Source organism: Streptococcus sp. 1449 (genome assembly GCF_013276805.1).
In the GTDB taxonomy this organism is placed as follows: domain Bacteria; phylum Bacillota; class Bacilli; order Lactobacillales; family Streptococcaceae; genus Streptococcus; species Streptococcus pseudopneumoniae.
The window spans coordinates 1-12753 of the sequence record NZ_VMLS01000006.1; the positions used below are offsets into that span (position 1 = coordinate 1).

Genomic DNA, 12753 nt, shown 5'->3' on the forward strand with positions numbered 1-12753 from the left:
TTGGGTTAGCTTTCGAAACGGCTTCTTTAACTTTGGCTTTTTCGGCTTCTGTTAAATGCGCTGGGTCTGCTACTGGCGTTACCTCTACCTTAGATTTCTCTACGGTTTCTGTCGATGGAATTTCTTTAGTTGTTCCATCTGGTAATGTGACAGTTACGTCTCCATTGTCTTTTACAACTACGTTGGTGGCTGTTGGGTTAGCTTTCGAAACGGCTTCTTTAACTTTGGCTTTTTCGGCTTCTGTTAAATGCGCTGGGTCTGCTACTGGCGTTACTACCAGAGCTGTCTTGTCTGCTTTGTCGACTAACTGCTCTTTCGCTTTGTCTAACTTACCTTGCGCTTCTGTTACTTTTTCTTGCGCTTCTTGAACTTCAGCTGCTGTCGCATTGTCACCTTTAGCTAATACTGCTTTGGCTGCTTCCTTCGCTGCTGCAACATCTGCTTCTGCTTCTTTCTTAGCGGCTTCGTATGCTTGAATACTTTCTGGTGTCTTACCTTCTGTACTTACAGCTTCATCTAACTTCGCTTTATCCTCAGTTAGTTTATTTTTCGCTGTAGTTGTCGCTGCGGTTGTTACGGCATCTTCTGCCGCTTTCAAGGCTGCTTTGGCTGCGTTTACTTTCGCTAGCTCTGCTTGTACAGCTTCTGGTGTCGCATTGTCGTCCGCTATTACTTTTTTCGCTGCTTCCACTGCTTTATCCGCCGCTTCTTTTGCTTTAGTATATGCGTCAACTTTGCTTTGTGGCTTGTCATCTGTAGTTGGTTGACTTGCTACTTCGCTTGCTAAATCGTTATTCGCTTGCGTTAGAGCTGTCTTGTCTGCTGGTTTCACCACATACGTTACTCTTACGTTTTCTGTACTTTGATCTGTATAAGTAACAACAACGTCAAGAGTATGGTTCCCTACTGTAGTTGGATACTGTGTTCCTTCTTTCAGTACAGCTGATGCTTTGTTAGCTACATCTACAGCAGCAAGTAACTCTGCATTTGTAGGATTTTCACCGATTACTTTTGTAATCGTCTTAGTCGTCGGAGCTGTGTGTTCTGGAATAGGATGATTTTGGTTATTTGCTTGAGATTCAACATCGCCATTTCCTCTAGTAGAGGCTGTTGTGATATTTGTATTCCTGTTCACTTTTGTATAGTCAAGCGTAACCTTACCATTTGCTAGACTGATACCATCTGGTAAGGTTGTTGAAGAACTCCAATTATTTCCTCGTTTAACCAGTGTTACTGTGGCATTGGTATTTTGTTTGTTCTTATAAGTTAAGGTCACTTTTTCTGCATCTGTCGGTAATGTAACTTCTACATCTCCATTTTGACGTGTAGCACTAGTTGTTGCACTCGGTTGTTCAAACTTAGCCTTAATTCGTTTAGTTTCTGAAATTTTCGTTGCGCTAGAAGCTTTTACCGCAACTTCCGTCCCGTCTTTTACTAAACTTTTTGGAAGGGTAAAGCTATTGCCACTAGCTGTAATTCCTGCAACAGCACTCCATCCTTGATCAGTTTTTCTAAAATGTTGTGTTTCTGAACGATTACTAGTTTGATTATGATAAGTCAAATCAAACTCAGTAGCTTCCTGCGGTACAGTAATTACAACCGAACCATCTGGTTGGGCTATACCACTTACATCCTCTAATCTTCCTAAAACCTTAGTAGTAGCTGCTATACTAAAGTCAGAGCCGTCCTTCTGCTGCTTAACTGTAACTGTTGAACCTGCTTCTGCTGTTTCAGCTTGGATTAGGATTTTGCCCAGTCCATTTTCATCATTTATAATCGAAATTGTGCTATCTGCATTGGCGTCATCCTTATTCCAGTTGCTACCAGTTTTAGTAAAACCAACAGTTTTTTCTTGTCCAGTAGCATTTGTATACGTAAGCATAACCTTAGTAGCTTCGTCTTGACCTACCATTGATGTTACCGTTAGAGTTTCTTTATCTTGTGAGATAGTTGGAGATTGAGGTGCTTGGACCGTCACTTTTGTAACCAAGTCATCTCGTGAGATAAACTTACTTTCTGATCCGTCCTGACTTGTAACAGTTGCATTTCCATCACTATCCACTGTAACAGTCGCTCCTGGGTTAGCAGCTTGTAGAGCCTTCTTAATCTTTTCAATATCTGAAGAATTTAGTTTCTCTGGATCGGTTACAGGTACTTTCTGCTCTGGGTTGACTAACGGTTTACGGTTCTTTGCAGCTTCTTTTTGCTCTTCTGTCAGCTCCAACAAATCTTTGTGGGAAATCAAGCCACTTGTTCCATCTGGTTGTACAACATAGGCATCTCCATTTTGCCCAACGTTTACAGTAGCACCAGGATTTTTCTCCTGAACCTTCTGAGTAATCTTCGTCAATTCCTCTTTGGTTAGCTTATTTGGATTAGCTACCTTCACTTTTTCAGTTGGTTTTTGGATTTCTTTTGGAGAAGTCGAATCATCTGCAGAATCTGCTTGCCCATTTTGTTTCACAAAATCACTGACAGCAGCTTCTTCCTCTTGTCCATCCGGTCTGGTCACCTGAACCTTACCATCATCTGTTATTTCAACTTTAAATCCTGGATTAGCATCTTCAATAGCTTTTTTTAGCTTATCTTTCTCGGTTTGATTTAGACTACTTGGATTTTCAACGGTAACTTTTTCTGCTGGGCTTACAAAGTCACGGCTAGCTTCTGTAGGAAGTTCTAGTTTAAGCGATTCTGATAGTGGTGATACAAGATAGTCTAAAACAGGTTCATCTGTACCTTCCTTAACCACTGCCGTAACTAGACGAAGTTCCTCATTCCCCACCAATTCTTGTCTATACTTATCAGGAGTAAACTCAACTGTTCCATCCGCCTTAACATCACCACTAGCAAGAATAGTATAGCCAGTAGCTTTTTTAGGCTTATTATCAGAAGCACCTGTGCCTACAGCATCCACATCATTCCCACCTTTAACCAAGAAGGTTTTCAGTTTTGCTTTATCAGGAATATTTGCTGCTTCTCCTTTTGTTCCAGAGTTTGCTTTGATGACCGGTTTTCCTGTAGTCTTTCCTTTCAAACTCTCAGCTGTTGTTGCAAAACTCGGTTTCGTAAATGGAATGTATAGATAGAGTTTTTCTGTCTTGGTTGTATTATCTGCGGTTGTAACCGTAACAGTAATTTGATGGATACCTGAATTGGTTTTGTTAATAGTTCCTGTTAATGACTTCTTGCTACTTAGGGGTCCCTCATGCTCCACTTCACCCTGAACCAAGCCCGTTTTTTCTAAATTAGTTACTTCAATATTTTTGATAGACTTACCACCTGGAACTCGAACCAGCACTTGTAGTTGCTTTCCAGTATAACTGTCAAGATATAGTGCTTTATACTTACTTGTCTCCAAGCTAGAAGCTGCTCCGCCCTCTCCACTTTGTCCAAACCCAATACGAATCTGACTGCTATCGTAGTTGGCTACTTTAGCATCTGATGATTCAGACTCTAAGAGTGAAGTTCGCTTGCCTTCTGCAGTCAAATAAGACTGACCTGAAACACGTGACTTGACAGTATAAGAACCTTTTGTAATAACAACATTTTTGAAGGTTGCATTTCCATCATCACCAGCAATACTGGTTGCTACTTCTTTTCCGTCATGGTAGAGAACCATCTCTACACCTTTGGTTCCGTTAGTTGCAGTGATATCCTTTATCGTCCCTGCTTGCTTTTGCAAATCAGTATTTAAACTTGGTTTTTTCGGTTTCACAACAAAATTTAACTGAACCAATTCACCAGAACCGTCAGCAAAGATTCGCTCTACAAGATAAGATTTCACTCCCGGAGTATTGACGATAGTGTCTGCAGCTTCTTTGTTGTTTTCAACTTTGACGCCGTCCTTAAAAAGATTATAAGAAGTTGGATGTGATTCAGCATTATCCCCTACCTTATCCCTATTTTTAAAGTAGGATTCAAGGTCAATGCCTCCATCGCTTTTAGCAATTAAAGATGAAGAGTTACCTGGAGTTGTTGATACATTATTATTTTGCGGCTGCCAAATTTGCCCTTGTACAATCTGATAGTAGCCATTCCCTTCCAACTGAGCCGGATACTTCTCAGCCTGGTCTCCTTCACCGGCAGCTCTACCGTACCACTGATTGACTAGCAAGCGATTAACTGATTTCCCTGACAGCCTAAACCCTTTAACACCCAAGGCGTAATAGAGATTACGGAAAGTCGTATCTGGGGAAGTCGTCTCAAAGGTCAAATGGTAGCTATCATCACGTCCTCCGTCCAAAGAGAAGGTGTATACTTTCTCGGTTTCATTTTTGATACCAGAGTATTTAGAAGCTGCCTTTTTCTCAACTTCAGTTGGGAAGTTTTTATCAGCATGGTAGTAGAAACCTTTCTGCACCCACCAGTTAACTTCTTCCTTGGCTAAGCCATCCAGACTATCCGTCCGATAACCATAACCTCCACTTTTTGCTGCCGCTCCTGTTGATGCAACAGTCCCCTGCTTTTCATCACTAATCCCATCAGCTGATTGTAAGGCCTTTAGGATTTGATCCTCTCCGTTACCTGCATCTCCACTAGTAGCAGTGGTGCCACCAGTCCTATGATCATAACGAGAAATAGTTACTGAGTTTGCTTTTACAGTGTGGTTTTTAGGTAGGGTAAACCAAAAAGTATTTGATAAGTAGTGGTGTGGACCCCGTCCTACTTTTCCCTTATTGATATCAATCTCCCATTTAAAACCAGTTTCTGTTTTCTTGACTATCCCGTAGATAAAATCTTTCGCTTCCGGAATACGAAACTCTTTTCCGTCCCAATATGCTCTTGAACGTTGCGAACCATAGACATAGGTTCCACGGGCATAAGGTGAACCTGCATGTCCATCTTCTAAAAAGTAGTTGATCCCATCTACATAAGCATTACTTGGCACAGCTATGTAGCCTGAAGGAACTTCTTGTCTGCTTCCTCTTGAACGAGGTTGAATCGCTGTTGTCACCGGAGTGTTTAACGGTTGTTCATCCTGTTCTGTATCATCCTCATCATCGTCAAGTGGAATAGGGTCATAGTCAGACTGGCTGTCTTTGAGCACCTGAGGCTGAAGGACTCCAGTGCTGCTTGTTTTGGCTGCTATCGTGTCAGCAGATCCTGCCCTTTTCTCTCTCACCTGAGAACTTTCTTGAACAGACTCTGGCTGGCTAGAGTCTACTCCAGTAGTTTTAGGGGCAGCTACTGTCTGTCCTTGATTAGATCCTTCCGCTGACCTCCCTTGCCCTTTTATCTCCTTTGTAATCTTGCCTTCAGCAAGTTGCTCAAGTACAACCTCCTTCGACTCCCCCTCATCCGACTCCTGCAGAGCCCCATCAGGGTTACCATCAAATCCAGCGACCACGTCATTAGTTGTAGCTGGAGTGACTGTCTCACTCGCTGCTACTGCACCGTTGGCAAAAAACATCAATGCGGCAACCGCAACACTGGCGGCACCAAAGTGGTACTTACGAATGGAGTAACGGAAGACCTTTTCTCTGTTAGACTTTCTAAAATCCATAACTCTTTCTCCTTAAAGATATGATTGAAGAGAACATGTCATTTTCCTCTTCAATTGACAATAATATTAAATAGCAACTTACGACTATTTACCCCACTGTACCTCCTATGAAGAGTATACAGTCTAGTAGCAATTATACCACCCCCCCCCCCGAATTTTGCAAGGAAAAACATTTAATTTTTTCTGTTTTTAGAGTATTTTATGGTAAATTGTTATCTTTCTATTTATATGTATTGGATTTTTTGATTAAACTGCAAAAAACGAGGACTATTGTATTTTTTTATTTATAAAATTTCGGGTATAAGTTTTACAAAAAAATCCAGTCTCAACAATGTCTCAGAATCACATTTGTACTAGTGTAGTTTCAGTTTACCATAACTATACTAGTACAATTTTTCATTGTCTTCACCTTCTAACTAGATATGGTGGAAAGGATTGGTCGATGCTTGGCTAGGTAAAATCTCTAGTTCCCAACCTTTTTCCTCTTTCCATTGAGTAAGGAGTGCTGCGATTTTTTCCACAAACAGCACTTCGATATAGTGACCTGGATCCAATGCCAGCAAGCCATCAGACAACATATCCTGGGCAGTGTGGTAGTAAATATCACCAGTGATATAGACATCCGCTCCTTTAGCTAAAGCATCCTTATAGAATGACTGCCCGCTTCCACCACAGATGGCCACTCTTGAAATAGGTTTCTGCAAGTCATTCTCTTGATAATGCACCATTCGAAGACTATCTAGGCCGAATACTTGCTTGACATACTGGGCAAAGTCCCCAAAGGTCTGAGTCAGAACATTCCCAATACGTCCAATTCCACGTTCAGGACCTGTCTCCTGAAGATAAGTTATCTCCTCGATTCCTAGCATCTGACAGAACCAGTCATTGAGACCATTTTCAACGATGTCAATATTGGTATGGCTGACATAAACTGCAATGTCATGCTTGATGAGATCAATGTAAATCTGATTTTGTGGACGGCTAGCTACCAAATCCTTGATGGGACGGAAAATCGACGCGTGCTTGACGATAATCAAATCCACACCCTTTTCAATGGCCTCTGCTACCGTCTCTTCACGAATATCGAGAGCAACCATGACACTTTGTATCTCCTTGTCCAAAGTGCCAATTTGCAGACCACGACTGTCTCCCTCCATGGAAAATTCCTGAGGGCAAAAGGCTTCATATGCGTTAATTACTTCACTTGCTAGCATGGAGCACCTCCTTGATGGCTTGAATTTTATCTACTAAAACTTGACGCTCCTCTATATTTTTTTCTGGGATTTGTCCGAGGGCAAACTCTAGCTTAACAGCTTCTTTTTGCCATTTTTGGACAAAGACTGGGCTGACTTCTTTGGACAAGAAGGGGCCAAATCGAACATCACTGGCTGATAGTTTCATTTGTCCTGCTTCCACCACCAAAATCTCGTAAAACTTGCCAGCTTCTTCTAGAATGCTTTCTGCCACAATCTGAAAACCATTGTCTTGCAACCAAATGCGCAAGTCGTCTTCACGATTATTGGGCTGGAGAATCAAACGCTCTACGTTAGCTAACTTGTCCAAGCCTTCTTCTAAAATCCTAGCAATCAAACGGCCACCCATACCAGCAATGGTAATGACCGACACTTGGTCTGCCTCTTCAAAGGCTACCAAGCCATTGGCTAAACGAACCTGGATTTTCTCCTTTAGGCCGTGAGCCTCAACATTTTTAACCGCGGACTGGTAGGGACCTTCTACGACCTCACCTGCAATGGCACTTTCGATTTGTCCTCTCTCAACCAACTCAATAGGCAGATAAGCATGGTCACTTCCCACATCTAGCAAAATGGCTCCCTGTGGCACAAAGGAAGCCACCAATTCTAATCTCTTTGAAATCATCTTATCTCACTTTCCAAAACTCTATTACCTCTTATTATACCACATTTCAATCTTCAACTTTCCAGTAATATAAGCACCTCTGGCAAAAGAAGTTTCAATGTCCTAAGGTAATAGATGGATTCACTTGAAATATTTTTCAGAAATTTACAGAATTGTCAAAAAATGGGTAATTTATTCAAAAGAGTCTTTACTTTATAAAAAATGTACACTAAAATATATTTAGAAGATTAGAGGAGATAAAAGTTTCACTAAATTTTATATTTGAAGGTAGTATTTAGATAGGAAATTTAGTCAGACGAACCACGAATTTGCTCTATGCTTTCTAGAATTTATTATAAGGAGATTAATATGCATATTTTTCTTAAAAATCGAGCTTTTCGTCAGCTAACAGTGAATGAGTGGATTTCAAGTTTTGGAGATACTATTTTTTACTTAGCTTTTATCAATTATGTCTCTTCTTATACGTTTGCTCCCTTAGCTATATTTTTGATCAGTCTATCAGAAACCATTCCTCAGGTCTTGCAACTTTTTACTGGAGTTATAGCTGATTTTCAAAAAAATCGAATCAGCAAGTATATTTCTATCCTCTTTATCAAGATCCTCCTTTATTCTGGAGTGACTTTGCTCCTGACAAGTACCGACTTCTCTCTTTTCTGTTTTCTTTATTTGCAGTATGAACTTGATTTCAGATACGATTGGTTTTCTTGCAGGATACATGCTGACACCGATTTACATACGGCTAATAAACGATGATATGACGGAGCTATGAGTTTTAAGCAGTACACGAGTTCCATTGTACGTTTGATAGGTAATCTCAGCGGAGGAGTATTTTTAGGACTGTTTAGCATTTCTACTCTAGCTTTTGTAAATGTTTTAACCTTTTTATTTGCCTTTCTAGGAAGTCTACTTATCCGAAACCGCTTGAAAAAAGAGGAAGAAAAAATCGAAGTTCCTCCTTATGTAGGAATGAGTAGCTTTTTCCAGCATTTGAAAGAGTCAATGAAATTATTGATGACTATGGAAGATGTCATGGTCTTGCTTTGGATTTTGTCCATTAGTCAAGCTGTTTTGATGATGGTAGAGCCTGTCAGTGCGATTCTACTGATTCACTATCCTTTTATGGGTTTGTCAACAGGGCAAAGTCTGGCAATTTTGATAATGATAAGCCTTCTTCATGTTATTTTAGGTGGACTTCTGAGTGGATTTCTATCTAAAAAAATTTCTATTCGCCTGAATATTTATTGGAGTCTATTGATGGAGTCTCTCATTGTTATAGGTTTTCTACGTGGAAGTTTTTTACTTATTTTACTAGGAAGTGCAGGTGATGCTTTCTCGGCAGGAGTATTGAGTCCTCGCTTGCAAGCCATGATTTTTGGAATCATTCCTGAGGAGTTAATGGAATCAGTTCAATCCTCCATCAATGTTATCAACTTGCTTATCCCAGCTGTCCTATCCCTTGCTCTCGTATTTCTTGCAACAAGTGTTGGTCTTGACGTTGTTGCCTTTGCTCTTATAATTTTACTACTTATAGCAGCCTATCTAGTTCACCAGATGAAAAACTTACCAAACCAAGAAGAAATTTAGCTAGAATGTTATAGATAGGTCAGTTTTCACTTGATAGTTTCTGTGGAATCGTAAGCTCCTTGTAATTGATTGTCGATATTACATACAACTATCTGACAACTGCAAATGTTTCCAATCCCTATCAAGATGCAATTTATATAAGATAAGTCTATTCTTTTCCTATAAAATCTGATAAGATAGAGGAAAGAATAATTAGAATAGAGGTTACTTCAATGGCGGTTCCCGATAGACTCCCTGCTCGTATGAGAATGGATGGACGAACTATTTTCCAACAGATAAAAAACTATTTTGATACTGAAAATAAAGAATATTTTAAGCACCCCAATACCTATGATGGTATTTCCATGCATCTGGAACCCAACATCCTGACCAGTATGGAGCACTTCGATTTGACTGGCTTTCATTGCGAATGTAAGGATTTCCAAAATCAGGGAGTCTGTAAACACTGGGTTGCCATGGATCTCTACTTTCGTAGCCTCCCCCAAGCTATTCAAGAACGCATTGGTAAAGCGAGTCATAAACCAAGTTTTGCCAGCCAACTGATTCCTACCTTGCCATCTGATGAACTCCAAGACGAACTGGTAGAAGAAAAAGCGGTGGCGCCTTCACTTTCCCTTCATGGACAAGTCGAAATCCGAAATCATAGCCTAGCATGGACCTTAAAACTACAGGTAGAACAGGCTTCTCGTGCCTATGTTATCAAGGATATAGCTCACTTCATTTTTCTCATTTTCCAAGAGGAAGATTACTTTGTTTCACAGAAAATCGGGACAATCAGATTATCCTTAGATCAGTTTAATCAAGCATCCCAAAACCTACTCCTCTATATCAAAAAATATTTCATCGATAGAAATGAACATTCTTATTTCAACTTCAGTTATGGCATTAGCCCTAGAGATTGCGGACGCTATTTAGAGACTCCTGTTAGCTATTTAAACGACCTCGTCCCACTTTTTCAAGCTTTGGATGTCTTCCAATATGTAACCTCAAAAGCCGAATACCCTCTTATATTCTTAGATGATAGTCCCTTTATCCCGGAAGAGGAAATTTTTAAGGTTGTCAAGTCTAATAACCATTATGAAATCATCAATACAGCTTATTTTGGTTTCATTATTCAAGAAAAACTTTGGATTCGACACAATCACTTCCACATCATCAAAGAAGAACACCGTTACTTTTTGGATAAATTAGCTACTTGGATCTATCATTATCAAGAAAGTTCTCCTCTTATCTTTTCACAGGAAAATAAGGCTGAACTTATGCAAATCTGTAATATCATCTCAAACTATGTTCCTATCAGTCTTCCAGATGAATTACAAATCCATGACTTTATCCCCACCTTTGCCTTCTCCAAAACTAGAAATGAAATTGCCCTTAATATGGTGTGGTCCTTTGGAGAAAAACAAGTCCATTCTAAACAAGATTTCCTAACCCTCCCCTATACTTACCAAGCTAGCAAAGCTAGAAAAATCTATCATCAACTGCTTTCTGCTGGTTTCAAAGAGGAATTTCATAGTCTTTCCAAAATCAAAATCGTTGATTTCTTCCTAAAAGAACTCCCCCGTTTTCGTACTCTGGGTCAAGTTCAACTAGATGAATCGCTTGAAAAACTCTTAGTAGAAGATCCTGCTGTCATTGACATTTTTGACGACGAAGGCTTCCTTTCAGTTCAGTTTGATTTTTCTATGATTTCAGAAGATGAGGTTGAAAAAGCTATCCAAGCTTTATGGAATCAAGAAAGCCACTACCAAACCAAGCAAGGAAAGGTTCTAGTCTTTGACGATGAAAGTCTCAAGGTTGCCCAAAGCCTCCAAGATCTTCGCGCTAAATTTTCAGACGGAAAAATCAAGATGCACAAATCTCGTGCCTTTAGTCTTTCTGAAACCTTCAAAGACAATGAACATGTCAATTTTTCTCGTGATTTCAAAAAGATGGCTTATGACCTGACCCACCCTGAAGAATTTGATATCAAGCCTTATGAAGTCAAGGCCAAACTCCGCTCCTATCAAAAAGAAGGAGTCAAGTGGCTGAGTATGCTGGATCATTATCATTTCGGAGGAATCCTGGCGGACGACATGGGGTTAGGGAAAACCTTGCAAACCATCACTCTTCTGGAAGCCAACCTTAAACCAGACCAGAAAGCTCTTATCCTAGCTCCAGCCAGCCTTCTTTACAATTGGAAGGAAGAATTCCGAAAATTTGTACCTCACAAACAGGTTGAAGTAGTCTATAGTAGCAAAACTGAGCGTATCAAACAAATTGAAAAATCTGCTACTATCACTATTACAAGCTACCCATCTTTTCGTTCTGACCTTGAACACTATCAAAAGCAGTCTTACGACTACCTCATCCTAGATGAAGCACAGATGATAAAAAATAGTCAGACCAAAACAGCACAAGCTTTAAGAGAATTTGATGTCAAAACCTGCTATGCCCTATCTGGAACTCCTATTGAAAACCGTCTCGAAGAGATTTGGTCTATTTTCCAGATAGTATTACCAGGTCTCCTACCAAGTAAAAAGGAATTTTCAAAATTGTCACCTCAACTCGTTGCTAAACTGATTCAACCTTTTGTCCTGCGTAGGAAAAAAGACGAAGTTCTGACAGAATTACCTGAACTGAGCGAGCACCTCTACAGCAATGAACTCAGCAGTTCACAAAAAACGCTCTATCTAGCTCAACTTCGACGCATGCAAGAAATGGTTTCAGGAGCCAGCGCTGATGAGATTAAACGTCATAAAATTGAAATCTTAGCAGGACTAACCCGACTTAGACAAATCTGTAATACCCCTGCTCTCTTTTTAGAAGACTACAAAGGGGATAGTGGAAAAATGGACAGCTTATTCGAGCTCCTAGACACCATTCGTGAAAAAGGGTCACGACCACTTATCTTTTCACAATTCACCTCTATGCTTGATCTCATTGAGCAAGAACTAGAGAAAAAAGAAATGTCTCACTTTAAAATAACAGGACAAACACCTTCAGATAAACGTCAAGAAATGGTCAATCTCTTCAATCAAGGGGAAAAAGACTGCTTCCTCATTTCCCTAAAAGCAGGTGGAACAGGACTAAATCTAACAGGAGCTGATACCGTCATCCTCTGTGACCTCTGGTGGAATCCAGCAGTCGAGATGCAAGCCATCGGTCGAAGCCACCGCCTTGGCCAGACCAAACAAGTCGATGTCTATCGCCTTATCACACTTGGTACCATAGAGGAAAAAATCCAAGAACTCCAAGAAAGTAAAAAAGAACTCTTCAACACCGTTCTTGAAGGACAAGAAAGCAGAAGCAATTTGAGCGTTGATGATATTAAAGAAATCTTGGGTGTTGAATAAACGAAAAAGAACTAGAGTAACCACACTTAGTGGATTTATCTAGTTCTTTTGTAAGCGCGTCATAACAAGGTATCTATCATTCATGGAGCTCCTCCTGTATACTATTAGTAAAGTAAAACTATTGGAGGATATTTTAATGCCACAACCTATTGTTCCTGTAGAGATTCCACAATCTCGTCGTTTTGATTCTAAAAAGAGAAATGATATTCTGCTTAAAATTCGTATTGGCAAGCTTGAAGTAAGTTTTTTTCAATCTCTCAATCTCGAAATGATAGAAGAGCTTTTGGATAAGGTGTTGCTCTATGACAATTCATCTATCTAGCCTAGGGCAGGTCTATCTCGTATGTGGGAAAACGGATATGAGACAAGGCATTGATTCACTGGCTTATCTCATTAAAACCCACTTTGAATTGGATCCTTTCTCAGGTCAAGTCTTTCTCTTTTGTGGTGGAC

The 12753-nt window shown here is 40.1% G+C and carries 6 protein-coding genes and 1 pseudogene; 4 read left to right on the forward strand and 3 right to left on the reverse strand.

Features of this window, described 5'->3' with window-relative positions; translation table 11 throughout:
• The 3 genes from HT687_RS01720 to HT687_RS01730 form a co-directional block, all read right to left on the reverse strand.
• Window positions 1-5503, reverse strand: a 5503-nt coding sequence (locus HT687_RS01720; RefSeq protein ID WP_172924051.1) for a YSIRK-type signal peptide-containing protein, incomplete at its 3' end; no start/stop codon positions are given.
• Between the two features lie 416 nt (window positions 5504-5919).
• A complete protein-coding gene (locus HT687_RS01725; protein ID WP_172924052.1) occupies window positions 5920-6717 on the reverse strand; it encodes a Nif3-like dinuclear metal center hexameric protein in 798 nt (265 codons plus the stop codon).
• The gene (locus HT687_RS01730; protein ID WP_023934155.1) at window positions 6704-7381 is read right to left on the reverse strand and encodes a tRNA (adenine(22)-N(1))-methyltransferase TrmK; all 678 of its coding nucleotides are present in this window, start codon (window positions 7379-7381) and stop codon (window positions 6704-6706) included. The genes HT687_RS01725 and HT687_RS01730 overlap by 14 nt, the downstream gene beginning before the upstream one ends.
• Before the next feature lie 348 nt (window positions 7382-7729).
• Here HT687_RS01730 and HT687_RS01735 point away from each other — a divergent pair.
• From HT687_RS01735 to tnpB, 4 genes and pseudogenes are all read left to right on the forward strand, one after another.
• Window positions 7730-8965 (forward strand): annotated as a pseudogene (locus HT687_RS01735) (hypothetical protein).
• A gap of 212 nt (window positions 8966-9177) precedes the next feature.
• A complete protein-coding gene (locus HT687_RS01740; protein WP_138699594.1) occupies window positions 9178-12300 on the forward strand; it encodes a DEAD/DEAH box helicase in 3123 nt (1040 codons plus the stop codon).
• A 136-nt stretch (window positions 12301-12436) separates the two neighbouring features.
• Window positions 12437-12622, forward strand: coding sequence for a hypothetical protein (locus HT687_RS01745; protein WP_031223047.1), 186 nt, complete (start codon window positions 12437-12439; stop codon window positions 12620-12622).
• Between the two features lie 37 nt (window positions 12623-12659).
• Window positions 12660-12753 (forward strand): transposase (gene tnpB / locus HT687_RS11710; protein ID WP_240152475.1); only part of this gene is annotated, 94 nt, incomplete at its 3' end.

Bases quoted from the DNA above. Each gene is read 5' to 3' on its own strand.
- HT687_RS01725 (WP_172924052.1), bottom strand. From the start codon at position 6,717: ATGCTAGCAAGTGAAGTAATTAACGCATATGAAGCCTTTTGCCCTCAG.
- HT687_RS01730 (WP_023934155.1), bottom strand. From the start codon at position 7,381: ATGATTTCAAAGAGATTAGAATTGGTGGCTTCCTTTGTGCCACAGGGA.
- HT687_RS01740 (WP_138699594.1), top strand. From the start codon at position 9,178: ATGGCGGTTCCCGATAGACTCCCTGCTCGTATGAGAATGGATGGACGA.
- HT687_RS01745 (WP_031223047.1), top strand. From the start codon at position 12,437: ATGCCACAACCTATTGTTCCTGTAGAGATTCCACAATCTCGTCGTTTT.